The organism is Sphingomonas sp. Leaf21, assembly GCF_916858675.1.
Taxonomy (GTDB): domain Bacteria; phylum Pseudomonadota; class Alphaproteobacteria; order Sphingomonadales; family Sphingomonadaceae; genus Sphingomonas.
Window position 1 is genome coordinate 256,746 of record NZ_CAKASM010000002.1, and the last position, 24,896, is coordinate 281,641.

Consider the following 24,896-nt stretch of genomic DNA (forward strand, 5'->3'; position numbering starts at 1 on the left):
CCATCGGGGGCGGGAAGGTGATTGCCTTCCCGCCCCCTTTGTCGTTTGAAGGGAAGGAGAAAAGGGGACAGGCATGACGACGACACGGCGCGAGATCATGATCGGGGCGGCGGCGATCGGGCTGGGAAGCGCGATCGGCCCCGCGCTGGCGCAGGGACCGGGTGGCGACCGGCTGATCGCGGGCACCTATGCCAATGAGGGCGGCAAGGGGCTGTACCCGATCGTCAACGGGCGGCTGGGGCAGCCGGTGGCGGGGATCGTCAACGCGTCCTTCGGGGTCGGCGACGGTCCGGGCGGCGCCTTCTACCTGCTGCGCGAACAGACCGAGGGGCGGGTCGCCGGATATGGCCCCGGCTGGCACGTCCGGGGCGGGGCCTCGACCGGCGGCGCGGACCCGTGCCATGTCGCGCTCGACCGCAGCGCCGCATGTCTGGCGGTCGCCAATTATTCGAGCGGTTCGGTCGCCTTCTATCAGCTCGACCGACGCACCGGCGCGCCGGGCGAACCGACCGTCTTCCAGCATCGCGGCAAGGGCCCCAATGCCGAACGCCAGGCGGGGCCACATGCGCATTGGGTGGGGTTCAGTCCCGATCGGCGCTGGCTGCATTCGATCGACCTCGGCGCGGATGCGATCTTCGCCTATCGCTTCGACCCCGCCGCCCGGACGATCGCCGAGCATGGCATCGCCTGGTCCGCGCCCGCGGGCGTCGGGCCGCGTCATATGGTCCGCCATCCGACCCTGAAGCGCGCCTATGTCGCCTGCGAATTGCAGCCCCGGCTGTTCGTGCTCGACATACGCGACGATGGCCGGTTCCGGACGGCGGGCGAACGGGCGCTGGTGCCCGAGGGCGGTCCCGCCTCCTTCGCCGCGCATATCGCGATCGATCGGGCCGGGCGGACGCTCTACGTCTCCAATCGCGGAGCGAACAGCATCACCGTGTTCCGCCTGGATGCCAGGGGCGAGCCGACGCTGATCCAGCATGTGCCGACCGGTGGCGACTGGCCGCGCTTCTTCCTGATGCGCGAGGGGCGGGGGGAAATGCTGGTGGCCAATGAGCGGTCGGGGACGGTCGTGACGTTCCGGATCGGCAAGGACGGGCGGCTGACGTCGACCGGGCAGAGCCTCGCCATTCCCGGCGTGGTCTTCCTGGCCGAAGCCTGAGCCCGCCATACCGCTCCCGTCCGGCGGGCGGGAGGGGGTGGGGGAGGGCAGGCCCCGATTCCGATCGCGCAAGCCCTTGATCAAGCCACCCCATTCACCCCCATACTAAAAAGCAACGATGCGCCTTTTCCAACCTCTACTCGCCGGCGCCACCTTGCCCGGCCGTCTCGTCGCCTGTGTCGGGGCGGTGATCGGCATCGCCTTGACGATCATCGTCTGCGGGGGCTTGCCGCTGCTCGGGCCCGACCTGCCGATCATCGTCGCGCCGCTGGGCGCGTCCGCCGTGCTGGTCTACGCCGTGCCCGCCAGTCCGCTGGCCCAGCCCTGGTCGGTGGTCGGCGGGAATGTCCTCTCGACGCTGGTCGGGGTGGCGGCCTTCCAGGCGATCCCGTCCCTGCCCCTGGCGGCGGGATGCGCGGTGGGGGGAGCGATCCTGGTCATGTCGCTCGCGCGCTGCCTGCATCCACCGGGGGGCGCTGCCGCGCTGACCGCCGTCATCGGCAGCCAGGGCATTCACGCGGCGGGCTTTGCCTTCGCCTTCGCGCCGGTGGCGATCAACTCGATCGCGCTGGTCGCGATCGGCATGTTCTTCCACCGTGCGACGGGCCGCAGCTATCCGCATGAACCGGCGGTGATGCCGCCAGGCGCGGACGCCTCCCGCATCCGGCCCGAGGATGTCGACGCCGCGCTGGCCGACATGCACGAAAGCTTCGATATCGCGCGCGAGGACCTCGATACGCTGCTCGCCCATGCCGAGCGTCATGCGCGCGGGCGGGCGGTGCCGGTCCGGCGGGCGCGGTTCCTGCGGGGCGGGTGAGGGGAGCGTGGCCCTCAACTGTGCTCGGGCGGAACGCGTGGAATGAAAAAGGCCCGCCCCTCAGCCTGAGGGACGGGCCTTTCCCATCATCCGGTCACGCCGATCAGCGATACTTGCCGCTGAACGAGATGCCGATGATGCGCGGCTCGTTGAACACGGCCGCCATGTAGTTCTCGATCACACCCTTCAGGTTCTTCTCGTTGGTGATGTTGCGCGCGAAGAGCGACAGGCTCCAGTCGTCGCCCGGCGCGGAATAGCCGATGCTCAGGCCACCCTCGAAATTACCGTTCGAATAGAACTCCTTGGTCCGGTACAGGACAAAGTTCGTATAGCCCTGGATATTCCAGTCGGTGGAGATGAACGCCTTGCCCTGGTTGGCGAGCGGGATGTCGTACTTGGCCGCGACGTTGACGTTGTATTCCGGCGCGTTGGGCAGCGGGTTGCCGTCGATCTGCGCGAAATAGGCGTTGGCGCCGAACACTGTGCGGGTGACGAACGGGTCGAGCACGGTGCACACCTGCACCCCGTTCAGGCCGCAGGTCTGCGCGAAGACGCGCTTGTCGCGGATCTCCGAGTGGAGCAGGCTGACGCCCGCCGAGAAGGCCAGGTTGCGCACCGGCAGCCACTGCGCGTCGGCTTCCAGGCCATAGGCGATCGCCTTGTCGGCGTTGAACAGTACGCCGTTGCCGTCCGAGTCGTTGCCGTTCAGCTGGATGCCCTTGACCCGATAGGCGAAGGCGGCGGCGTTCAGGCGCAGCGTGTTGTCGAACAGCTTCGACTTGAAGCCGGTCTCGAACGACAGGTTGGTCTCCGAATTCGCCGTGGTGAAGTCCGAGTTGAACACCGCCGACCGGCCCTGAATGGTGGGCCCGCGGAAGCCGCGCGCGGCGCGGACATAGACGTTCAGGTTCGGGTTGACCTCATAGAGCGCCGACAGGTCCCAGCTCGGCTGGGTGTCCGACAGGCGCACGTCGCGGCGACCGCGATAGGTGGAAACACCGGCGGCGCTGTCGGCGGTGCGCAGCAGCTGGGTCCGCTTGGTATCCTCGCTGATGCGGCCACCGGCGGTCAGGGTCAGGCGATCGGTCGCCTGATAGCTGACCTGGCCGAACACGCCCCAGCTCGTGTTGACGTCGTGCAGGCGAACCCAGTTATTGGGGTTCGCGCCGATCAGGAACGCGCGCTGGTAGAAGTCGGTGATGTCGCGGCTGTCGAAATAGATGCCGCCGAGCTGCCACTTGAAGGGGCCGCCGCCGGTCGAGGCGAGACGCACTTCCTGCGTCCACTGGTCGAGCCCGCGCACCTGGCCCTGGCTGAGGCCATAGCCGTTGGGCACGCCGTTCACCCGGAAGTTGGTCGCCGCGCCGCCATCGGTGTCGCCCTTGCTGAAGCCCGCCGTGGTTTCATAGGCGGTGATCGAGGTCAGCTCGGCCGGACCCATGTCCCAGGCTGCGCGCAGCGAGGCGCCCTGCGTGTCATAGGATTGCGGATTGTCGCGGCCCTCGTCCAGCGCGACCTGATCGCGCGGTTCGGCGGACACGTCGTTCGACCCCTTCTTGAGCGCGCCCCGATGGAACAGCGTCGAGGTGCCGTCATACCAGCGCGCATGGCCCGCCAGGTTGAAGGACAGCGTGTCGGTCGGCGTGAGGAGCAGCTGGAGCCGCACGTCGCGCTCGGTGAAGCCGCCCATCGCGTCCTTCTTCGGCGTCAGCGTGCCGTCGGCGCTCGGGCCCGAATAGACGTTGTCGACCCAATTGTCGCGGTGCTGGACCAGCGCCGACAGACGAAAGGCCAGCACGTCGCGGATCAGCGGGCCGCCGACACCGGCGTCCATGTTGATCGTGTTGTAGCTGCCGATCGAGGCGGTCGCGCGGCTCTGGAACTGCTGGGTCGGCTTGATCGTGTCGAACTTGATGATGCCCGCCGTCGTGTTGCGACCGAACAGCGAGCCCTGGGGGCCGCGCAGCACCTCGACCTGGTCGACGTCGAACACCGGGTTCGACTTGAGCACGACATGCTCGAGCACGACATCGTCCTGGATGATCGACACCGGCTGCGACGCGCCGAGGTAGAAGTCGATATTGCCCAGGCCACGAATGTAGAAGCGCGGGAAGATGCGGCCGGTGGTGGTTTCCGCATACAGGCCGGGCACGCGACCCGACAGCGCCAGAATGTCCTCGCCGCTCTGCTGGAAGGTACGCAGGTCCGTACCGCTGACCACGCCGACCGAGACCGGCACGCGGTTCAGGTTCTCCGAGCGACGCTCGGCGGTGACGGTGATCTCGCCCAGGCCCTGTTCGGGGCCGTTGTCGGCCGGGGTGACAGCACCCTGATCGGCGACCTGTGCGATGGCCGGTGCGGCCGCGAGCGTTCCCCACGCAGCGCCCAGCAGCGCCGCGGTCTTGATAACCGACTTCATAATGTTCCCCAGCTCCGGCGGACGGTACGTGCCGTCCAGCGATTTGATTCTCCCGGTGAAACGAGCCGGTAGGGGCGCATTATGGCGCTTGCGTGACAGAGGTGATGCACCAAAGGCACAATGTCGCCGGAAAACTTCCCTATTGGGCAAGCGATCCTCGTATCGCCCAGGACGGGTGGGATTGCAGCTTGCCGATACTGACGAGTCCGATCGCGGTCGTTGGCTAAGCGGAATGAAAATCATCCTTTCTCATGCGATCGGTCGTCACGACCCGGTCCATTGGCGGCGTCGATTGTCTGCCGGATTGCCTGTCCCGCCGTGACGATGCTGTCACATTGGTGTAACAGGGTTTTGCTTGACGTGGGGACCGTGGCTGGTCAGGGGGGCGACGTTCGTGCAATCCTCGGTTCATGGCCTTTTGGTGGTCCGGCGTTTCGCCGTGGCCCGATCGGCCATGCGCCAAAGGCGCGCGGCATAACAGATCACTATCGGGGTTTACCGACTGATGTTCGCCTGGTTCCAACGCCTCCTGCCGAAGACGGGAAATTTCTTCGAGCTGTTCGAGGCGCAAGCCGCCACCATCCTGGCGGGGGCGGAAGCCACCGTTCGGCTGTTCGATACGCAGGGCGACACCGCCAACGAGATCGCGGTGGTCTCGGCGCGCGAGCATGACGCCGACGAGATCACGCGCCAGGTGCTGATCGCGGTGCGCTCGACCTTCCTGACGCCGTTCGACCGCGCCGCGATCACCTCGCTGATCGGTTCGCTGGACGACACGATCGACGAGATGCACGCGGCCGCCACAGCGATCGGCCTGTACCGGCTGACCCGCTTCGCGCCCGAAATGCGCGAGATGGCGGCGGTCGCGGTCGAGGCCGCCAAGCTGACCGTCGAGGCGATGCCGCTGATGCGCGACGTCGCCCGCAACGGCGACCGGCTCCACGCGCTGACCGAGGAACTGGTCCGGCTGGAGGGCCGCGCCGACGACATCCACGCCGCGGGCCTGAAGCGCACGCTGGAGGAATGCGGCGAGCGCGACACGATGCGCTTCGTCATCGAGCGCGAGGTCTACAAGCATCTGGAGCGCATCCTCGACGCGTTCGAGGACGTCGCCGACGAGATCGACGGCATCGTCATCGATCACGCCTGAGGCGCGGGGTCATGCACGAACTCGCCTTTCCGCTTCTGGTCGGCCTGATCCTGGTCGCACTGGCCTTCGATTATCTCAACGGCCTGCACGACGCGGCCAATTCGATCGCGACGGTCGTCGCGACCCGGCTGTTGTCGCCGGTCGCGGCGGTGGCCTTCGCGGCCTTCTTCAACTTCGCCGCCTATTTCCTGACCGTCGCCTTCCCCAGCCTCCACGCGGTCGCCGAGACGATCGGCAAGGGCCTGATCGACCAGAGCATCGTCACGCCGGCCGTCATCTTCGGCGCGCTGGGCGGGGCGATGGCGTGGAACGTCATCACCTGGCTTCGCGGCATCCCCTCTTCGTCCAGCCATGCGCTGGTCGGCGGGCTGGTCGGTGCGGGCGTCGCCCATGCGGGCATGGACGCGGTGAAGTGGGCGGGGCTCAACAAGACGCTGCTCGCCATCGTGCTGTCACCGATGCTGGGCATGGCGCTCGCCATGCTGGTCATGCTGATCAGCAGCTGGGCGCTGCGCAAGTCGAGCGCGGGGCAGGCGGAGCGCAGCTTCCGCGCGATGCACCTCGTCTCCTCGGCGGCCTATTCGCTCAGCCACGGCCTCAACGATGCGCAGAAGACGATGGGGATCATCACCGTCCTGCTCTATTCGACCGGCCGCCTGACGGGGCCGTTCGAGGTGCCGCACTGGGTCGCCATCTCCTGCTACATCGCGATCGCGCTGGGCACGATGACCGGCGGCTGGCGGATCATCGAGACGATGGGCACGCGCATCACCAAGCTGTCGCAGCATCAGGGGTTCAGCGCCTCGACCGCCGGGTCGATCGTGATCTTCCTGGCCTCGGCGCTGGGGATTCCGGTGTCGACCACGCACACGATCACCGGATCGATCATCGGCGCGGGCGTCGCGCGGCGCGCCACGGCGGTACGCTGGGGCGTCGCGGGCAATGTGGTGATCGCCTGGATCATCACCATCCCCGCCTCCGCCGTGATGGGCGCGGGGTTCTACATGCTGACCCGGCTGTTCTCATAAGGGGGGCGACAGCCGCCCCATTTTCGCATCTCCCACCGCCGTTCGGCCTGAGCGAAGTCGAAGGCCAGCGGGGGAGAATGCTCCTTCCATTCCTATGCCGTCCACCCCGGCGGAGGCCGGGGTCCAGTCGCGGTGCGCCGTCATGAAGGGGCCGTCCGCGCCTCCCACGCCCCGGCGCAGCGCACCATCGACGTGGGGATAACTAGGCCGGATCGACATTCAGCTTATTCTTCCCTCTCCCCTCTCCCCTCTCCCCTCTACGAGGGGCGAGGGATGGACAGGCATAGTCGAATGTCGATCGGGCCTAGCCCGGGCCTTCGCCGGGGTGCCTCTCTCAACCCGAACGGACGGTGGGGGGGCTCGCCGCCTCCCCCTAATCACGACCCCGTAACCGGGCCCCCGGCGGCCTGGAACAGCGCCACCGTGTCGGTCATCCGCGCCGCCTTGGCCTGGATCAGCTGCGAGCGCGCCTGTGCGTCCGTCACCGTCGCGTTGAGGAGCTGCAACGTGCCGACATCGCCCAGCGCCAGTTGTCGGCGTGCGAAGGTCAGCGCCTGGCCAGCCGCGTTGCTCGCCCGCTGCGCCGCGTCGAGCGCCTGCGCATCGGTGGTCAGCCCGGTCAGCGAATCCGCGACGTTGCCGAACGCCTGGAGCACGGCGCTGCGATACTGCGCCTTGGCCCCCTCCAGTGCCGCCTCGGCCGCCTTTTGCTGGTGGCGCAACGCATTGGCGTGGAACAGCGGCTGGGTGATGCCGCCGAGCAGCGCCCAGAAGGGATTGCCGCTCTTGAACATGTCGGCGAAATTCTGCGCCGAGCCGCCCGCGTTGGCGGATAGCTGGATGCTCGGCAGCCGTGCCGCGATGGCGGCGCCGACATCGGCGCCCGCCCCCTGCAACTGCGCGGCGGCGGCCAGGACGTCGGGACGACGATGGACGAGTTCCGACGGCACGATGGCGGGCAGTTCGGTCGGCAGGGTCAGCTGCGCGAGGTCGGGCAAGGGCGGCAGCGCCGACCCCGCCGGACGCCCGATGAGCGTCGCGATGATCGTCCGCTGCGCCGCCTCGGCCCGGATCAGCGGGGGGAGGGCCCCCTCGGCGGTGGCCAGCGCGGCCTGCTGGGTCGAGACGTCGGACGCGCCGACCGCGCCGAGCCTCTGACGCTGTTGCAGCGCGTTCAGGATGTCGCGGTTCACCTGGACGGCGGTCTGCGCGGCGGCGACCTGATCGGCCAGGCTCGCCCGCTCGATCAGCGCGGTGACCAGGTTCGCCGCCACCGTCATGCGCGCGGCGTCGAGTTGGTGCCGCTGAACCTCGGCACGCGCGACGGCGGAGCGGACCTGGGCCCGGTTGCCGCCGAACGCGTCGACGTCATAGGAGACGCTGACCTGCGCGGTGTGCAGCGTGTAGAGCTGCTGGTTCTGGTCGGCGACCGCCGGGGACAGCGCGTTGGATACGCGGGTCCGCTGCACGTTGTAATTGAGCCCGCCCTGCGGAAACAGCAGCGAGCCGCGCGTCGCGCGCGCCTGTTCCTGCGCCTGGCGCAACGAAGCTTCCGCGACGGCGACATCGTTGTTGTGGGCCAGCGCCTCGGCGACCAGCGCGTCGAGCTGGGCGTTGCCGAAGGCGTGCCACCATTCGGGGGCGATGTTGGCCGACACTGTCTGGGCAGGACCGGCGGCCGGGGCGATCACCGGTGCCGGGGCGAGCGGCGGCAGGCTGGTATGCGCATCCAGATCATGCGGGCCGACCGCACACCCGGAAATGCCCACGGAAACACATGCCAGCAGCGGCAGGGTCAGGAAACGCTTCATGCCGTAACCCCAGAGTCGGAGATGGTGGTGTCGTCCTGGTCGTCGACCATCGGATCATGCTTCTTCTTGCGCTGCGACAGCGGCAGGCGGGTCGAATAGCGACTGATCAGCACCGGCAGGACCAGCAGGATCAGCACCGGGGCCAGCGTCATGCCGCCGACCACGACCAGCGCCAGCGGCTTCTGCACCTGGCTGCCGATACCGTGCGAGAGCGCGGCGGGCAGCAGGCCGATGGCAGCGACCAGACAGGTCATGACCACCGGGCGCAGGCTGTTCTTGACGGTGGTGGCCAGCGCATTCTCACGCGGGGCGCCTTCGTCGATCGCGTTGTTGAAGGTCGTGACGACCAGGATGCCGTCCATCACCGCGATGCCGAACAGCGCCACGAAGCCGATCGCCGCCGAGATGCTGAACGCCGTGCCGGTCAGCGCCAGCGCCAGCACGCCACCCACGATCGCCATCGGAATCGCGGAGAAGGCGAGCAGGCTGTCCCGGAGCGAACCGAAATTGGCGTAGAGCAGCAGCAGGATGAGCACGAGGCTGATCGGAACCACGATCTCCAGCCGGGCGATCGCGTTCTTCAGGTTGTCCAGCTCGCCCGCCCATTCCAGGTGATAGCCCGGTGGCAGGTGGACATTCTGGTTGATCCGCGCGCGCGCCTCCTCGACCGCGCCGCCCAGGTCGCGGCCGCGCACCGAGAATTTGATCGGCACGTAACGCTCCTGATGCTCGCGATAGATGAACGAGGCACCACTGGTCAGCTTGACGTTGGCGACCTCGGACAGCGGCACCTGGATCGTGCCGTTGCCATCGGGCGAGGGCGCGCCGATCGTGATGGCGCGGACCGACTCCAGCGAGTCCCGCTGGGCGGGCTGCAACCGCACGATGATCGGGAAGTGGCGGTCGGTGCCGGGCTCGTAGAGATCGGCGGTCGACTGGCCACCGATGGCGGCGGCGACGGTCTGGTTGATGTCGTCGGGCGTCAGGCCATAGCGGGCGGCCTTGGCGCGATCGACGTCGATCCGCACGGTCGGTTGACCCAGGATCTCGAACACGCCGAGATCCTCGATACCCTTCACCTTGGCCATCTGCGCCTTGATCTGGTTGGCCAGCTTTTCGAGTGTCACCAGGTCGGGGCCGAACAGCTTGATCGAATTGGCGCCCTTCACGCCCGAGGCGGCTTCCTCGACGTTATCCTCGATGATCTGCGAGAAGGAGAAGTCGACGCCAGGATATTTCTTGGCGAGTTTGGTCGACAGTTCGTCGATCAGCTTCTCCTTGGTCATGCCGCTCGGCCATGTGTCGAACGGCTTCAACGGCACGAAGAATTCGACGTTGAAGAAGCCGGTCGCATCGGTGCCGTCGTCCGGGCGACCATGGGCGGACAGGACCGCCGTGGTCTCCGGATAGCTGGCGATGATCTTACGCACCTCGTTGGTCACCTTCTCGCCCGCCTCGAGGCTGATCGAGGAGGGGAGGGTGGCGCGGATATACATGTTGCCTTCTTCGAGGTGCGGCAGGAACTCGATGCCCAGCGACCGCACGCCGACGACCGCCAGCACCATCATCAGCGCCGCGCCGCCGATCGTCACGATCTTGTTGCGCAGGGCAAAGGACGCGGCGGGCTCATAGACGCGACGCAAGCGGCCGACGATGAAGGTTTCCGTCTCGGCCAGCTTGTCCGGGAGAAGCAGCGTCGAGAGCACCGGCGCGACGGTGAAGGTCGCGAGCAGGCCGCCGCTGATCGCATAGGCATAGGTCTTGGCCATCGGGCCGAAGATGTGACCCTCCACCCCGGTCAGGGTGAACAGCGGCAGGAAGCTGGCGATGATGATCGCGGCGGCGAAGAAGATGCCGCGGCTGACCTCGCTGGAGGCGCCCAGCACCGCGCCGAAGCGGCTGGCCATGGTGTAGCGACCCTGGCCGTTCTCGACGGCGGCGGAGCGTTCGACCATGTGGCGGAAGATATTCTCCACCATGATGACGCAGGCATCGACGACGAGACCGAAGTCCAGCGCACCCACCGACAACAGGTTCGCACTCTCTCCCTGCAACACCAGGATCAGGATCGCGAAGGCCAGCGCGAAGGGGATGGTCGCCGCCACGATGATCGCCGAGCGCAGATTGCCGAGGAACAGCCATTGCAGCGCGAAGATCAGGAGGATGCCGACCACCATGTTTTCCATGACGGTGTGGATGGTCAGGTTGATGAGGTCGGAACGGTCGTAGATCCGCTCCAGATGGACGCCGGGGGGCAGCACGCCGCTGTCGTTGATGTTGGCGACCTCGGCCTGCACGGCCTTGATCGTCGGCATCGACTGGGCGCCGCGCTGCATCAGGACGATGCCCTGCACGATGTCGTCGTCGTTGTTGTACCCGGCGATGCCCATGCGCGGCGCGTTGCCGACCTTGACGGTCGCCACGTCCTTGATGAGCACGGGCGCGCCGCCCGCCTGACCGACCAGCACGTTCTGGATCGCGTCGGGCGACTGGATCAGGCCGATGCCGCGCACGATCGCGGCCTGTTCGCCGAAGTTGATCGTCTGGCCGCCGACATTGCCGTCGCTCTTGGACAGCGCCGCCAGCACCTGTGCCACCGTCACGCCGTGCGCGTTCAGCCGGTTCTGGTCGATCACGACGTCATAGGCGCGCAGCTTGCCGCCCCAGCCGGTCACGTCGATGACGCCCGGAATCCGCTTGAACCGGCGCTGGAGCACCCAGTCCTGCAGCGTCTTCAGGTCCATCACCGAATAGCCCTTGGGCGCGACGATGCGGTAGCGATAGACCTCACCCACCGGCGAGGTCGGCGACAGCGTCGGCTGTGCGCCACCGGCCAGCGGCGGCAGCTGCGACAGGCGGTTGATGACCTGCTGGCGCGCCTGTTCGTTGGTGTAGTCGTAGGTGAACTGGATCTTGATGTCCGACAGGCCGAACAGGCTGATCGCGCGGATCGCGGTCAGGTGCGGGATGCCCGCCATCTGGACCTCGATCGGGATGGTGACGTTGCGCTCCATCTCCTCGGCCGACAGGCCTTGGGTCTGGGTGATGACCTCGACCATCGGCGGGACGGGATCGGGATAGGCTTCGATGTTGAGGTTGATGAAGCCGATGACGCCAGCGACGATCATCGAGAAGAACAGGCCGACGATCAGCAGTCGCTGACGCAGCGCGAAGTCGACGATGCGGTTCATTATTCGCCGATCCCCGCCTCGTTGACGAACAGCGCGCCCGAGGTGACGATCTTCTCGCCCGGCTTGAGCCCCGAGGTGATGGTGACCAGCCCATTGGCCGAATCGCCGGTCTGCACGTCGCGCGCGACCAGCAGGCCGTCGGGACGGACCACCCAGACGCGCGCGGTATCCCCCTCATGGATGACGGCGGGGGCGGGGACGCGGATCGCCTCGCCCGCGTTCAGATGCTGGATCGCGAAGCTGGCGAACATCTGCGGCTTGAGCAGATGGTCGGGATTGGGGATCGAGGCGCGCACCGGCAGGCGGTGGGTCTCCGGATCGAGCGCGGCGCCGACCAGATCGATCGTCGCGTGGAAGACGCGACCGGGCAGCGCGGGCGTCGTCACCTCGACGGGATCGCCGACGCGCACATTCTCGGCATCGCTTTCGGCGACCTGCGCGACCAGCCAGACTCGCGAGGGGTCGGTGATGGTCATCACCGGCTTGTCTCCGCCCTGCGAGACATATTGCCCGGCGGCGACGTCGCGCGAGGCGATGACGCCGCTGATCGGCGCGACCAGCGTGGTGATGTCGTGGATGCCCGAACCCTGGCCCGAGGTTTCCAGCCGGTTGATCTCGCCCTGCGACTTGCCGAGGATCGCCAGCTTGTCGCGTGCGGCGCCCAGCGCGGCGGCGGCGGTGCGCGCGGTCGCCTGCGCGGCGGCGAGGTCGACCTTGGCCTGCTGATAATCCTTCAGCGCGCCGCCGGCCGTCTCGTAGATCTGCTGCTGGCGGTCGGCGTTGCGCTGGGCCGCGACGAGCTGCGCCTGCGCATTCTGATACGCCGCCTGCGCGGAGAACAGGCCGGAGCGCGCGTCGACGAAGTCGCTGGTCTTGATGAGCAGCAACGGCTGGCCCTGGCGGACCACCTGGCCCGCCTCGGCGAGCACGCGTACCACCTGACCCGCATAGGGCATCAGCACCGGGGTCGAACGGGTCGCATCGACGGTGATCGATCCGGTCGCGGTGGTCTGATCCCCCGACGCGCCGAGCCCCACGCGCATCATCGGCATCGCGGCCAGCTGGTCCTTCGACAGGCGCAGCGTGCCGGGCGGCGGCGGTGCGGGCGGAACCTCTTCCTTGTGCGTCAGTTTGCCGATCACCGATATCAGGATCAGCGCCCCGACCAGCACGGCGGCCGCGATCCCGACCCAGCGCCATTGCTGCGCGGAGGAGAGTCGACGGGTTTCGGGAAGCGTTTCGTCGGCAGGGTTGGCGTGCATCGGCTTCTTTCGGCGCGAGAGGCTGAGATATTGGCGCCGGGCGATAGGGACTGCGCCCTGACGCACCCCTTACGGAAATCTTACGAGACGTTCATGAATCACCCGGCGGAACGCTGCGTCGATCATGCGACGGGTCAGGTTTGCAGAGTGTAAATGCCAGGGCCAACCGGCCAGGATGCGATGACCTTCCTGTCATCGCAGGGAACCAAATCCCCCATTCATCGTTAAAAACCAACGGTTCAACAGGAGGGGGTCATCATGGCCAGTCATATGCCGCCACCGCGGATTTCCGATCTTCCCCGCGAGGAACGCCTGGATGCGCTCTATCGGCGCTTCAACGACGATCGTGCGCGCTACCAGGCCTTGCAGATGCGTCGGCCCGGATTCCTCCACCGACTCCTGCACCTGGTCTGAATCATTCGGAGGGCGGGACCCGACTTCGGTCGGCCCGCCTTAACCTTGTCAGCGCGGGGCGTGCCGCCGGGCATATTGGGGCCTGCGTGGCGGCCGGGATCGCGTCCGCGCCCGGTGATCCACCCGTAGATCGCTATATCCGATCGCCATGCCGATGATGGCAAGCGAGGACAGCGCGGACACCGACAGCCATATCTCCAGAACCGTACCGGCCATGCATCCTCCCCGAGCCTGAGCCGACCCAACGCGCCGTCGGCCGATCCGATCCGGCCATTCCGGATTCGCATGTTGAGCGAGCGTCCGACAGCCAAAGCTTCCATGTTCCCCCGCGAAGGCGGGGGTCCAGTGTTCTTGACGTCGGCCATTGTCCTGCGTGGCCCTGGACCCCCGCCTGCGCGGGGGAACGGGGCTTTACGGTTCCGCAGGGCGTTTCTTCGGGAATGGCTGGCAAGGAGGAGCTGGGGGACAGGTCGCCCATCCGCCCCGGGGATGGCGGCAGGCGCGGGCGCTGCTAAGACGGGTGGCATGATCCGGTCCGATCGACGCTTCTGGCCCCTCGCAACGGGATTGGCGATGCTGGCGGGCTATGTCGATGCCATCGGATTCCAGCATCTGGGCGGCTATTTCGTCTCGTTCATGAGCGGCAACGGAACCATGCTGGCCGTCCGGCTGGTCGAACCCGATGGGCAGGGGGCGGTGGCGGTCCTGGCAACGTTGCTCGGCCTGTTCGTCGCGGGCGTGATGCTCGGCACGCTGGTCCGGCTCAGCCTGCCGCATCACGGACAGGGCGTCCTGCTGTCGCTGGTCGCGGCATTGCTGGCGGTGTCGGCGGTGTCGGGCGGGGCGGGCGCCCTGGCGATGGTGGTGGCCATGGGGGCGCTCAACGCGACCTTCGAGCGCGATGGCGAGGTGAGCATCGGGGTCACCTACATGACCGGCACCCTGGTCAAGATCGGCCAGCATCTGGCGCGGATGGTCGCCGGGCGGGCGCGCTGGGACTGGCTGCCCTATCTGGCGCTCTGGCTGGGCTTCGTGATCGGGGCGGCGATGGGTGCGTGGCTGTTCCCGCGCTGGGGCATGGCCGCACTCGCGGCGGCGTCGGGGGCGGCGTTGTTCGGCGCGGGCGCCTCCTGGCGGTTGCGAAAGGCGATCTGACGCGACGCCGGGGAGCTTGGCCGCTTTTGTTCGCACCCGACTTGGATTTCACGCGCGAGCAATATAATTACAAGCACAAGAGTCGGGCTCCAGACCCGCCACAGGAGAGCATATGCGCGTGATCGATCACTGGGTCGCTGGCGGACAGACCGCGACCAACGCCGATTCCCCCGTGCCGGAAGGCCGCCACGGCGACGTCTTCGACCCCAATAGCGGTCAGGTGCAGGCGCGCGTCCCGCTCGGCGATGCCGCCCTGCTCGAACGCGCGGTCGCCGCCGCCCGTGCCGCGCAGCCCGGCTGGGCCGCAACCAACCCGCAGCGGCGCGCGCGCGTGCTGTTCCGCTTCAAGGAGCTGGTCGAGCAGAATATGGACGCGCTCGCCCATCTCCTCTCTTCCGAACATGGCAAGGTGGTCGCCGACGCCAGGGGCGACATCCAGCGCGGGCTGGAAGTGATCGAGTTCGCCTGCGGCATCCCGCACGCGCTGAAGGGCGAATATACCCAGGGCGCGGGCACGGGGATCGACGTCTATTCGATGCGCCAGCCGATCGGGATCGGCGCGGGGATCACCCCGTTCAACTTCCCCGCGATGATCCCGATGTGGATGTTCGGCGTCGCCATCGCGTGCGGCAACGCTTTCATCCTGAAGCCATCGGAGCGCGACCCGTCGGTGCCGGTCCGCCTCGCGGAACTGATGCACGAGGCCGGGCTTCCCGAGGGCATCCTGCAGGTGGTGCATGGCGACAAGGCGATGGTCGACGCGATCCTCGATCATCCCGCGATCGGCGGGATCAGCTTCGTCGGCTCATCCGACATCGCGCATTATGTCTATCGACGCGGGGTCGAGGCGGGCAAGCGCGTCCAGGCGATGGGCGGCGCCAAGAACCACGGCATCGTCATGCCCGACGCCGATCTGGATCAGGTGGTCGCCGACCTGTCGGGCGCGGCCTTCGGTTCGGCGGGCGAGCGGTGCATGGCGCTGCCCGTCGTGGTGCCGGTCGGCGACAAGACGGCGGATGCCCTTCGCGAAAAGCTGATCCCCGCGATCGACGCGCTGCGGGTCGGCGTCTCGACCGACGATCAGGCGCATTACGGCCCGGTCGTCAACGCCGCGCACAAGCGCCGTGTCGAGGACTGGATCCAGACCGGCGTCGACGAGGGCGCGGAGCTGGTCGTCGACGGGCGCGGCTTCCGCTTGCAAGGCTATGAGGAAGGCTTCTTCATCGGTCCGTCGCTGTTCGACCGGGTGACGCCCGCAATGCAGAGCTACAAGGAGGAGATCTTCGGACCCGTCCTCCAGATCGTCCGTGCGCCCGATTTCGAAACGGCGGTGCGGCTGCCCAGCGAGCATCAGTATGGCAACGGCGTCGCCATCTTCACCCGCAACGGCCACGCCGCGCGCGAGTTCGCCGCGCGGGTCGAGGTCGGCATGGTCGGCATCAACGTGCCGATCCCGGTGCCGGTCGCCTATCACAGCTTTGGCGGCTGGAAGCGCTCGGCGTTCGGCGACGTGAACCAGCACGGCATGGAGGGCGTCCGCTTCTGGACCAAGGTGAAGACCGTGACCCAGCGCTGGCCGGATGGCTCGCCCGATGGCGGCAATGCCTTCGTGATCCCGACGATGGCCTGAACCTTGGCACGCCCCTCCCGCACGCGGGAGGGGATGGGGGAGGGAATGCCCCAGGCGATGGTCTCGGTGAGACCCTATGCCCTACCCAAACCCCTCCCGCTTGCGGGAGGGGCTTAAAGAAACGAGAGATTTCGATGACCCAATTCGACCTGACCGACGAGCAGCGCGAGATCCAGGAACTGGCGCGCCGCTTCACCGCCGACCGCATCACCCCCTTTGCGGCCGAGTGGGACGAGAAGCATATCTTCCCGCGCGACACGATCAAGGAAGCGGCCGAACTCGGCTTCGCCGCCATCTATGTGTCCGAGGAGTCGGGCGGCATCGCGCTCGGGCGGCTGGAGGCGGCGCTCATCATGGAGGCGATGGCCTATGGCTGTCCCTCTACGTCCGCCTTCATCTCGATCCACAACATGGCGTCGTGGATGATCGACCGCTTCGGCGATCCGGATGTGAAGGGGCGCTACCTCCCCGACCTTGTCACCATGGACCGCATGGCCAGCTATTGCCTGACCGAGCCGGGTTCGGGTTCCGACGCCGCCGCGCTCAAGACCCGCGCGGTCCGCGACGGCGACCATTATGTCGTCTCCGGCTCCAAGCAGTTCATCTCGGGCGGTGGTGAGAACGAGGTGTACGTCACCATGGTCCGCACCGGAGAGGAGGGGCCGAAGGGCATTTCCTGCCTGGTGATCGAAAAGGACATGGCAGGCGTCTCGTTCGGCGCGAACGAGCGCAAGCTGGGCTGGCATTCGCAGCCGACGCGGCAGGTGACGTTCGACAACGTCCGCGTGCCGGTCGCCAACCGGCTGGGCGCGGAGGGCGAGGGGTTCCGCATCGCGATGATGGGTCTCGACGGCGGACGGTTGAACATCGGCGCCTGCTCGCTGGGCGGGGCGCAGCGCTGTCTGGATGAGTCGGTCGCCTATGTGAAGGATCGCCGCCAGTTCGGCAAGGCGATCGCCGAGTTCCAGAATACGCAGTTCACCCTGGCCGACATGGCGACCGAACTGGAGGCGGCGCGAGCGCTGCTCTACCTCGCCGCCGCCAAGGTGACCGACGGTGCCCCCGACAAGACCCGCTTCGCCGCGATGGCCAAGCGCCTCGCGACCGATACCGGATCGTCGGTGGTCGACCGCGCGCTGCAACTCCATGGCGGGTACGGCTATCTGATGGACTATCCGATCGAGCGCTTCTGGCGCGACCTGCGCGTTCATTCGATCCTGGAGGGGACCAACCAGGTGATGCGGATGATCGTCGGGCGGGATTTGCTGAGGGACTGACCATCCCACCGGCACCACCCCGGCGACGGCCGGGGTCCGGTTGCCAACCGGCCGCTGGCGCGCCACGTAACGCGCGGCATCTGGGCCCCGGCCTCCGCCGGGGTCGAAGAAGATAGAAGGACGGGCATGACCCAGGATCTGATCGTCACCCGCGAAGGCCCGGTCGGACGGCTTCGGCTCAACCGGCCCAAGGCGATCCACGCGCTGACCCGCGACATGTGCGAGGGCGTGCTGGCCGCGCTGGAGGACTGGCGCGGCGATCTGGGCGTCGAGGCTGTCATCATCGACCATGCCGAGGGGCGCGGCTTCTGCGCGGGCGGCGACATCCGCCTGCTCGCGACAAGCGGTGCTGGCGATGGCGAGGCGGCGCGGGGTTTCTTCCACGCCGAATACCGGATGAACCACCGGCTGTTCACCTATGCCAAGCCGGTCGTCGCCTTCATGGACGGCATCACCATGGGCGGCGGGGTCGGCATTTCCGCCCCCGCGCGGTTCCGCGTCGCGACCGAGAATACGCGGTTCGCCATGCCAGAGACGGGGATCGGCCTGTTCCCCGATGTCGGCGGCGGCTGGTATCTCTCCCGCCTGTCGGGGCGGATGGGCGAGTATCTGGCGCTGACCGGCCACCGGCTCGACGGGGCGGAGGCTTATGCGCTGGGCCTGGCGACCCATTATCTGCCCGCCTCCGCGCTGGAGGAGGCGAAGGCCGCGATCGTCGCCGCGCCGCAAGGTATCGCGGCCACGCTCGACCGGCTCTCCACGCCCGCTCCGCAAGCGAAGATCATGGCCCATGCCGCCGAGATCGACCGGCTCTTCGCCGCCGACACGCTGGAGGAGATCATCGCCGCGCTGGAGGCCGATGGCGGGCAATGGGCGACGCAGCAGCTCGCCGTGCTGCGCACCAAATCGCCGCAAGCCTGCAAGGTCTCGCTCCGCCTGCTCCGCGAGGGACGGCTGACCACCGACTTCGCCGACGAGATGCGCCGCGAATATGGCATCGCCGCCCATGTGGTGCAGCGGCCCGACTTTATCGAGGGCGTCCGCGCGCTGATCGTCGACAAGGACAACGAACCCCGCTGGAACCCCGCCACGCCCGAGGGCGTGACCGACACGATGATCGACCATATCTTCGCAGCCCTCCCCGAGGGGCAGGCCTGGACTCCCGACGACCGCTGAGAAGGACGCCGCATGACCGACTATACCACCCTGATCGTCGAGCGCCGCGAGGCGGTGACGCTGGTGACGCTCAACCGGCCGCAGGCGCTGAACGCGCTCAATGCCGAACTGCTGTCCGAACTGCTGGACGTGATGCGCGCCTATGACGCCGACCCGGAGCAGCGCTGCGCCGTCATCACCGGCAGCCCCAAGGCGTTCGCGGCCGGAGCCGACATCAAGGAGATGCAGGAGATGGACTTCGCCGCCATGTATGGCCGCGACCATTTCTCCGGCTGGGACGCCTTCACCCGTACCCGCAAGCCGGTCATCGCGGCGGTGGCGGGCTATGCGCTGGGCGGCGGGTGCGAGCTGGCGATGATGTGCGACTTCATCCTCGCCGCCGACACCGCGAAGTTCGGCCAGCCCGAGATCAAACTGGGCGTGACGCCGGGCATGGGCGGCTCGCAACGCCTCGCGCACGCGGTCGGCAAGGCCAAGGCGATGGAGATGTGCCTGACCGGCCGGATGATGGATGCCGAGGAGGCCGAGCGCGCCGGGCTCGTCGCGCGCATCGTCCCCGCCGCCGACCTGGTCGAGGAGGCGCTGAAGACCGCCGCGACGATCGCCGGCATGGCGCCGATTGCGGTCAAGGCGAACAAGGAAATGGTCAACGCCGCCTTCGACATGGGGCTGGCGCAGGGCGTGCAGTTCGAACGGCGCTTGTTCCACGGGCTGTTCGGCTCGCCCGATCAGAAGGAAGGCATGGCCGCCTTCGTGGAGAAACGCAGCCCCAACTGGACCAACCGCTGATGGGTCCCACGCCCCTCCCGTAAACGGGAGGGGATGGGGGAGGGCAGGGAGTCTCACAGAGACCATCGCCCGTGGCCTTCCCTCCCCCAACCCCTCCCGCCTGCGGGAGGGGAGCAGAAGAAAAAGAACGAGCTAGGAGAGAGCATCATGGCGCGAATCGCGTTTATCGGCCTGGGCAATATGGGCGGCGGGATGGCCGCCAATCTGGCGAAGGCGGGGCATGACGTCCGCGCCTTCGACCTGTCGGCCGACGCGCTGGCGGCGGCGAAGCAGGCCGGCTGCCTGCCCGTCGACAGTGCCATCGCGGCGATGGACGGGGTCGAGGCGGTGGTCACCATGCTGCCCGCCGGAAGCCATGTCGAGCGAGTCTATGCCGAGGCGGTGTTCGCCGCCGCGCCGCCCTCGGCGATCCTGATCGACTGCTCGACCATCGACGTGGCGACCGCGCGGCGGGTGGCCGAATCCGCGCTCGCCAAGGGCATGATGGCGGTCGACGCCCCCGTTTCCGGCGGCATCGCGGCGGCCAGGGCGGGAACGCTGACCTTCATGGTCGGCGGCCCCGAACAGGCCTTTCAGCGTGCCGAGCCCTTCCTGTCCGCCATGGGCCAGGCGGTGATCCATGCCGGGGGCAACGGCGCGGGCCAGGCGGCCAAGATCTGCAACAACATGCTGCTCGGCGCGACGATGATCGCGACCTGCGAAGCCTTTGCGCTGGCCGAGAAGCTGGGGCTGGAGGCGCAGACCTTCTACGACATCGCCTCGGTATCGTCGGGCCAGAGTTGGTCGATGACCAAATATTGCCCCGTCCCCGGCGTCGGGCCCGAAACGCCCGCCGACCATGATTATCAGGGCGGCTTCGCGGCGGCGCTGATGCTCAAGGACCTGAAGCTGGCGATGGAGGCCGCGCGCGACGCGGGCGCGACCACACCGATGGGCGAGCGGGCGGCGGAACTCTACGCCGCGTTCGTCGGCGAAGGCCAGCAGCCGGTGGACTTCTCCGGGATCATCCGCACGCTTCGGTAAGAGGGCCTGCGCTTTCCCCTGGCCGTCGACAACGCTCGAGCCGAACGGGGGCGGGGGATAGGCGGGAAATAGCCAACCCGCCTTTTCCCTCCCGCCAATGCGGCCTAAAGCCGGGCGGGTGATGGATATTGCCGCTCCCCTCCGCCTGCGTGTCGACCGCGATGCGCTTCGTTCCAACTGGCAGGCGCTCGATCGGTTGAGCGGAACGGCGGCATGTGGCGCGGCGGTCAAGGCCAATGGTTATGGCCTGGGCGCGTCGCTGGTCGCCGAGACGCTGGCGGGTGCGGGATGCCGCGATTTCTTCGTCGCCAACTGGGCCGAGGCGCTGGCGCTGGCACCGCTGGGCCTCACCGTGTCGGTCCTCCACGGTCTTCGCGCCGAAGACCTCCCCGCGGCACGCGTCGGCGTGGCGCGTCCCGTGCTCAACAGCCCCGAACAGGTGGCGCGCTGGCGCGACGGCGGCGGGGGGCGGTGCGACGTGATGGTCGATACCGGCATCAACCGGCTGGGCGTGTCGGTCCAGGCGGTAGGCGAAGGGCTGCTCGACGGGCTGGAGATCGACACGCTGCTCAGCCATCTCGCCTGCGCCGACGAGGATGTGCCGATGAACGCCGCACAGCAGCGCGCCTTTGCCGGGCTGGCGGGCCGGACGTCGGCACGGCGCATGAGCCTCGCCAACTCGGCTGGGATCGGCCTGGGGGCGGACTATCATTTCGACCTGACGCGGCCGGGGCTCGCGCTTTATGGCGGCGTACCGCGCCCGGACATGGCCGGGCATCTGCGGCAGGTGGGCATTCCCGAAGCGCAGATCCTGCAACGCCGCCGAGTCCCCGCCGGGGAGACGGTCGGCTACAACGCGACCTGGACCGCCCCGGCCGAGACGGAGGTGGCGATCATCAACCTGGGCTATGCCGATGGCTATCGTCGCGCGCTGTCGAACAAGGGGGCGGCGGTCGTCGACGGTCTGGAACTCCCCGTGCTGGGGCGCGTGTCGATGGACCTGATCGCGGTCGACGTGACCGCCCTGCCGGACCTGGGCGAGGGCGACTGGCTGGCCATGGCCTATGACCTGGCGGAGGCGTCCGCGCTATCGGGTGTGTCGCAATATGAGCTGCTGACCGGGTTGGGCCAGCGCTTCGCGCGCGGCTGAACGCCGCTTTTTGCGGTGACCCATAAAAAAGGGCCGACAGTTTCCTGTCGGCCCCAGGGGACAATATTGCGACGCTTAGAAGCGCGCCTGGAAGCCCGCATAGAATTTGCGGCCCAGCGGTTCGAAGATGCCGCTGCCCGCGCCGACGCCAGTGGCGCCCAGCGGCGGCAGACGATCGGTCACGTTGTCCACACCGAAGTAGAAGTTGGTGAACTTCGTGATGTTCACGCCGAACTTCAGATCCATGTAGAAGACATCCGGATAGAAGGGGATGTCGAAGTCGTCCATGTTCTGCGGCGGACGACCCTGGAACGTGATGTGGTTCTCGATGGCGCCGACCGACTGCTTGGTGAGGTAGCGCATCTGGACGTTGGCGAAGACCGTACCGAAGTCGGCACCGATGTTCCAGTTTACCTGATCGCGCGGCGCGCCCAGTTCACCAACGACCGTGTCGGCGAAATCGGGACGGGTCGGGTCGATGAACTGATCGTTCTGCAGAACGTGCGTGTAGATGATGTGGTTGGTCAGCAACACGTTGCCGAAGCGGCGGTCGTAGTTCAGCGAGAAGTCGATGCCACGAACCTGCAGCTTGGCGTAGTTCAGCAGGGTCTGCTGAAGGCTGCCCTCGATGATACGATACGGCTCTTCGCCGTTCGGCCCGGTCTGACCAGCGGCAACGCGCTGGAAGAGCTGGCAGAACTGGTTGTTGGCGCTCGGCGAATCGTAGCACGAGTTGATGATCCCCTGCGCGCTCGGCGCAGTGATCACGTTGTTGACCTTGATGTTGTAATAGTCCGCCGAGAGCGAGAGGCCCGGAATGAAGCTCGGCTGGAACTGCACGCCATAGGTGTACGAGTCGGACTTCTCGACCTGCAGGTCGGGATTGCCGCCGCTGACGATTTCCAGCGTCTGCGCGTACACATAGTCATAGGTGCTCGGGATACCCGCCGCGGCGCAGTTGGCGGCGCGGAACTGGGTGCCGCCCGCGATGTTGCGCGCCGAGCAGGGGTCGCCGACCGACGCGAAGTTCTGCGACTGGGGCGAGTAGAGGTCGGCGAGGTTGGGCGCGCGGACCGAACGCGAATAGTTCGCGCGGAAGCGGATGTCGCGAACCGGAGCCCAGACCACGTTACCGCTATAGGCCCAGACCGTTCCGGCCGATCCCTTATAGTCGGAAACGCGGGCCGCGCCATCGACCGACAGCTGCTTGATCAGTGGCAGATCCTTCAGCAGCGGAATGCGCACTTCGCCGAACGCTTCCTTCACCTCGAAGGACGGCGGATCGAACTTCGCGATCGCGTTGTAGAAGGTGTAGCCCTGCTCGACCAGCGGATCCTGCTGGTAGAAGGCGGTCTCGCGACGATATTCACCGCCGATCGAGAAGCCGATATCGCCGCCGGGCAGCGTGAACAGCTGGCTCAGATCGCCGCTGACATAACCCATGACGTCGAGCTGCGTGATCTTGCCGCGGGACACGGTGTCCTGCAGCACATAGTTCTTCGCCGCCTGCGAGATGCTGCCGACGCCGAACGGGTTGATCGGCTGACACGCCGCGATGTCGGCGGCCAGCGTCGCGGCATTGCCCGCGGTGTCGGGATATGCGCGGGTAGGATCGATCTGCGAGCCGCAGACGATCTGGCCCGCGGAGTTGCGCACCGCGTCGAGACCCAGCAGCGCACGCTGGACGTTCAGGTTGCCCAGCACCCTGGTCTGTTCGGTGAACTGACCATAGTTGACCGACAGTTCGTAGTTCCAGTCGTCGTTGAAGTCGCCACGAACGCCACCGACGATGCGGAAGGTTTCGCGACGTGACGCCTCGGTGCGAACGCCCAGATCGGTCAGGTTCTTGCGCAGGATGAAGCGATAGGACCCGTTGTTGATCGCGTTGACCGCATTGGCCTGGACCTGCGCCGCCGTCAGCGTCGAGGTCGCCTGGAAACGTTGGCCCGTCGTCGGGTTGAACCCGGCATTGGCGAGACCCAGCGCCTGTGCCGCGATGGTGGAGCGGGCATCCGCGCTCAGATACGGGTTGTCGAGACGCGGACGCTCGTAAAAGCCGTCCAGCGTGCCGCCGGTGAAGAACGCCGGACCCGACGAACCCTGACCCAGCGCGTCGGTGCGCGAATATTTCGCCTCGACGAACGGGACGAAAGCGTCGCTGACCGTGAAGTGACCGATCAGGTTTGCCGAATAGCGATCGAGGCGCGGCAGGATCTGCAGCAGCTGGCCTTCGCGACGGGTGTCGCCATTGCCACCGATGAACGAGCCGGTCGGGGTGCTGCTGGCCGCGATCGGGTTGGCCGCCGAGCCGCTGCCGACCGTGGCGCCCAGGCCGACGCGCGTGCCGGTCTGCGCCGCCAGGCTGCCGCCCGGCTGGAACAGATAGTTGCAGGTGAAGGGACGACCTGCGTTGCCGAACGCGGCGGTGGGGGTGTTGTCGCGACCGCAGGCGCCGTTGGGGCTGGCGAAGGCGACGGTGCCGCCCGCCGAGAAGGTGCCAACACGGATGTCGCGGAAGAAGACGGAATCGGGAACGCCGTCATAGTTGATGAAGCGCTGTCCGGGGGCGAGGCCCGCCGAATCCGAATCCACCGCCACGAAACCATCGGTCTGACGCAGATAGTCGCGCTGCGAGGCGTAAAGCTCGTTCTGGTGCGAGTATTCGAGGTTGACCGCGACGTTGCCGCGACCTTCCGCAAAGTTCTTACCCGCCAGCAGGCTGGTGAAATAGCTGCCCGCATCGCCACGCGAGCTGACGGCGCCCTGGCCACGGAGCTGGAGGCCCTCGAAGTCGTCGCGCAGGATGAAGTTGACGACACCCGCCAGCGCGTCGGAGCCATAGGTGGCCGAGTTGCCGCCGGTGACCAGGTCGACGCTCTTGATGAGGTCGGTCGGGATGGTGTTGATGTCGACCGACACCGCGTTGACCAGGATGTCCGAGCCGACGTGACGGCGGCCGTTGACCAGCACCAGGGTGCGCTGCGTACCCAGTCCGCGCAGATCGAGCAGGTTGAGGCCCGCCGTACCCAGGAAGCGGGTCGAGTTCGCCTGGCTGTAGGTGCTCTGCAACTGCGGCAGGTCGTTCAGTACGTCGCCGATCGCGGTGCGTGCGGTGACGCCCAGCTCGGTTGCCGACAGGGTGGTGATGGGAACCGGCGATTCGTCGTTGGGACGGCGGATGCGCGAGCCGGTGACGACCACTTCGCGGCCAGGATCTTCCTGTCCGTTCGCCTGCGTATCGCTGTTGGCATTGTTGTTATCGACCGTCTGGCCGCCGATCGTCGGCTCGGAAGCCTGGGCGTCGGCGGTCTGAGCATTCGCCGGGAAAGCGAGTGCAAGGGTGCTGGCCAGTGCCGAAACACCCAAAAGTGCCCGAAATTTCATTTAGGTTTACCCCCTTATGACCGGACTTTCATGTCCGTTCACGTCAGGGAAAGAAATT

General features: G+C 67.3%; 18 protein-coding genes. 12 read left to right on the forward strand and 6 right to left on the reverse strand.

The genetic code is table 11. The features are described from left to right. Window positions 1-73 precede the first annotated feature (73 nt). Window positions 74-1,162 (forward strand): lactonase family protein, encoded by a 1,089-nt coding sequence (locus LRP66_RS03730; protein WP_230481159.1) that lies wholly within the window; start codon window positions 74-76, stop codon window positions 1,160-1,162. A gap of 118 nt (window positions 1,163-1,280) precedes the next feature. After that, a complete protein-coding gene (locus LRP66_RS03735; protein ID WP_230481160.1) occupies window positions 1,281-1,979 on the forward strand; it encodes an HPP family protein in 699 nt (232 codons plus the stop codon). Window positions 1,980-2,082: 103 nt separating this feature from the next. On the opposite strand, the gene LRP66_RS03740 is transcribed toward LRP66_RS03735, so the two are convergent. After that, window positions 2,083-4,398 carry a TonB-dependent receptor gene (locus tag LRP66_RS03740; RefSeq protein ID WP_230481161.1) on the reverse strand — a complete coding sequence of 772 codons (2,316 nt, stop codon included), beginning with the start codon at window positions 4,396-4,398 and terminating at the stop codon, window positions 2,083-2,085. Window positions 4,399-4,903: 505 nt separating this feature from the next. On the opposite strand from LRP66_RS03740, the gene LRP66_RS03745 reads away from it, so the two are divergent. Together LRP66_RS03745 and LRP66_RS03750 are read left to right on the forward strand one after the other, a co-directional pair. Next, window positions 4,904-5,548 carry a DUF47 domain-containing protein gene (locus LRP66_RS03745; RefSeq protein WP_230481162.1) on the forward strand — a complete coding sequence of 215 codons (645 nt, stop codon included), beginning with the start codon at window positions 4,904-4,906 and terminating at the stop codon, window positions 5,546-5,548. An 11-nt stretch (window positions 5,549-5,559) separates the two neighbouring features. Further along, a complete protein-coding gene (locus tag LRP66_RS03750) occupies window positions 5,560-6,576 on the forward strand; it encodes an inorganic phosphate transporter (RefSeq protein WP_230481163.1) in 1,017 nt (338 codons plus the stop codon). 377 nt (window positions 6,577-6,953) lie between these two features. Here LRP66_RS03750 and LRP66_RS03755 read toward each other — a convergent pair whose 3' ends face one another. The 3 genes from LRP66_RS03755 to LRP66_RS03765 are packed head-to-tail and all read right to left on the reverse strand — an operon-like array spanning window position 6,954 to window position 12,840. Further along, window positions 6,954-8,387 carry an efflux transporter outer membrane subunit gene (locus tag LRP66_RS03755; protein WP_230481164.1) on the reverse strand — a complete coding sequence of 478 codons (1,434 nt, stop codon included), beginning with the start codon at window positions 8,385-8,387 and terminating at the stop codon, window positions 6,954-6,956. Then, entirely contained in the window at window positions 8,384-11,578 is a 3,195-nt protein-coding gene (locus tag LRP66_RS03760) for an efflux RND transporter permease subunit (RefSeq protein WP_230481165.1), read from the reverse strand. Before LRP66_RS03760 ends, LRP66_RS03755 begins: the two co-directional genes overlap by 4 nt. Then, window positions 11,578-12,840, reverse strand: a complete 1,263-nt coding sequence (locus LRP66_RS03765) for an efflux RND transporter periplasmic adaptor subunit (protein WP_230481166.1) — start codon at window positions 12,838-12,840, stop codon at window positions 11,578-11,580. Before LRP66_RS03765 ends, LRP66_RS03760 begins: the two co-directional genes overlap by 1 nt. A gap of 258 nt (window positions 12,841-13,098) precedes the next feature. On the opposite strand from LRP66_RS03765, the gene LRP66_RS03770 reads away from it, so the two are divergent. Next, on the forward strand, window positions 13,099-13,254 hold the full coding sequence (locus LRP66_RS03770) for a hypothetical protein (protein WP_230481167.1): 156 nt from the start codon (window positions 13,099-13,101) through the stop codon (window positions 13,252-13,254). Window positions 13,255-13,302: 48 nt separating this feature from the next. Here the strand turns inward: LRP66_RS03770 and LRP66_RS03775 are convergent, their stop codons facing one another. After that, window positions 13,303-13,470, reverse strand: a complete 168-nt coding sequence (locus LRP66_RS03775) for a hypothetical protein (RefSeq protein WP_230481168.1) — start codon at window positions 13,468-13,470, stop codon at window positions 13,303-13,305. A gap of 309 nt (window positions 13,471-13,779) precedes the next feature. Between LRP66_RS03775 and LRP66_RS03780 the strand changes: the two genes are divergently transcribed. From LRP66_RS03780 to alr, 7 genes are all read left to right on the forward strand, one after another. Next, the gene (locus LRP66_RS03780; protein WP_230481169.1) at window positions 13,780-14,409 is read left to right on the forward strand and encodes a YoaK family protein; all 630 of its coding nucleotides are present in this window, start codon (window positions 13,780-13,782) and stop codon (window positions 14,407-14,409) included. 112 nt (window positions 14,410-14,521) lie between these two features. After that, window positions 14,522-16,039, forward strand: coding sequence for a CoA-acylating methylmalonate-semialdehyde dehydrogenase (locus LRP66_RS03785; RefSeq protein WP_230481170.1), 1,518 nt, complete (start codon window positions 14,522-14,524; stop codon window positions 16,037-16,039). A 134-nt stretch (window positions 16,040-16,173) separates the two neighbouring features. After that, window positions 16,174-17,316, forward strand: a complete 1,143-nt coding sequence (locus tag LRP66_RS03790) for an acyl-CoA dehydrogenase family protein (protein WP_230481171.1) — start codon at window positions 16,174-16,176, stop codon at window positions 17,314-17,316. Between the two features lie 126 nt (window positions 17,317-17,442). Beyond that, entirely contained in the window at window positions 17,443-18,492 is a 1,050-nt protein-coding gene (locus LRP66_RS03795) for an enoyl-CoA hydratase/isomerase family protein (RefSeq protein ID WP_230481172.1), read from the forward strand. Window positions 18,493-18,504: 12 nt separating this feature from the next. Continuing rightward, window positions 18,505-19,281 carry an enoyl-CoA hydratase gene (locus tag LRP66_RS03800; RefSeq protein WP_230481173.1) on the forward strand — a complete coding sequence of 259 codons (777 nt, stop codon included), beginning with the start codon at window positions 18,505-18,507 and terminating at the stop codon, window positions 19,279-19,281. Window positions 19,282-19,428: 147 nt separating this feature from the next. Next, on the forward strand, window positions 19,429-20,304 hold the full coding sequence (mmsB, locus tag LRP66_RS03805; RefSeq protein ID WP_230481174.1) for a 3-hydroxyisobutyrate dehydrogenase: 876 nt from the start codon (window positions 19,429-19,431) through the stop codon (window positions 20,302-20,304). A gap of 121 nt (window positions 20,305-20,425) precedes the next feature. After that, the gene (alr, locus tag LRP66_RS03810; protein ID WP_230481204.1) at window positions 20,426-21,454 is read left to right on the forward strand and encodes an alanine racemase; all 1,029 of its coding nucleotides are present in this window, start codon (window positions 20,426-20,428) and stop codon (window positions 21,452-21,454) included. Between the two features lie 75 nt (window positions 21,455-21,529). Here alr and LRP66_RS03815 read toward each other — a convergent pair whose 3' ends face one another. Beyond that, window positions 21,530-24,838 carry a TonB-dependent receptor domain-containing protein gene (locus LRP66_RS03815; protein WP_230481175.1) on the reverse strand — a complete coding sequence of 1,103 codons (3,309 nt, stop codon included), beginning with the start codon at window positions 24,836-24,838 and terminating at the stop codon, window positions 21,530-21,532. Window positions 24,839-24,896 lie beyond the last annotated feature (58 nt).

Bases quoted from the DNA above. Each gene is read 5' to 3' on its own strand.
- LRP66_RS03785 (WP_230481170.1), top strand. From the start codon at position 14,522: ATGCGCGTGATCGATCACTGGGTCGCTGGCGGACAGACCGCGACCAAC.
- LRP66_RS03730 (WP_230481159.1), top strand. From the start codon at position 74: ATGACGACGACACGGCGCGAGATCATGATCGGGGCGGCGGCGATCGGG.
- mmsB (WP_230481174.1), top strand. From the start codon at position 19,429: ATGGCGCGAATCGCGTTTATCGGCCTGGGCAATATGGGCGGCGGGATG.
- alr (WP_230481204.1), top strand. From the start codon at position 20,426: ATGGATATTGCCGCTCCCCTCCGCCTGCGTGTCGACCGCGATGCGCTT.
- LRP66_RS03795 (WP_230481172.1), top strand. From the start codon at position 17,443: ATGACCCAGGATCTGATCGTCACCCGCGAAGGCCCGGTCGGACGGCTT.
- LRP66_RS03735 (WP_230481160.1), top strand. From the start codon at position 1,281: ATGCGCCTTTTCCAACCTCTACTCGCCGGCGCCACCTTGCCCGGCCGT.
- LRP66_RS03745 (WP_230481162.1), top strand. From the start codon at position 4,904: ATGTTCGCCTGGTTCCAACGCCTCCTGCCGAAGACGGGAAATTTCTTC.
- LRP66_RS03755 (WP_230481164.1), bottom strand. From the start codon at position 8,387: ATGAAGCGTTTCCTGACCCTGCCGCTGCTGGCATGTGTTTCCGTGGGC.
- LRP66_RS03780 (WP_230481169.1), top strand. From the start codon at position 13,780: ATGATCCGGTCCGATCGACGCTTCTGGCCCCTCGCAACGGGATTGGCG.
- LRP66_RS03760 (WP_230481165.1), bottom strand. From the start codon at position 11,578: ATGAACCGCATCGTCGACTTCGCGCTGCGTCAGCGACTGCTGATCGTC.
- LRP66_RS03750 (WP_230481163.1), top strand. From the start codon at position 5,560: ATGCACGAACTCGCCTTTCCGCTTCTGGTCGGCCTGATCCTGGTCGCA.
- LRP66_RS03775 (WP_230481168.1), bottom strand. From the start codon at position 13,470: ATGGCCGGTACGGTTCTGGAGATATGGCTGTCGGTGTCCGCGCTGTCC.
- LRP66_RS03770 (WP_230481167.1), top strand. From the start codon at position 13,099: ATGGCCAGTCATATGCCGCCACCGCGGATTTCCGATCTTCCCCGCGAG.
- LRP66_RS03790 (WP_230481171.1), top strand. From the start codon at position 16,174: ATGACCCAATTCGACCTGACCGACGAGCAGCGCGAGATCCAGGAACTG.
- LRP66_RS03800 (WP_230481173.1), top strand. From the start codon at position 18,505: ATGACCGACTATACCACCCTGATCGTCGAGCGCCGCGAGGCGGTGACG.
- LRP66_RS03740 (WP_230481161.1), bottom strand. From the start codon at position 4,398: ATGAAGTCGGTTATCAAGACCGCGGCGCTGCTGGGCGCTGCGTGGGGA.
- LRP66_RS03815 (WP_230481175.1), bottom strand. From the start codon at position 24,838: ATGAAATTTCGGGCACTTTTGGGTGTTTCGGCACTGGCCAGCACCCTT.
- LRP66_RS03765 (WP_230481166.1), bottom strand. From the start codon at position 12,840: ATGCACGCCAACCCTGCCGACGAAACGCTTCCCGAAACCCGTCGACTC.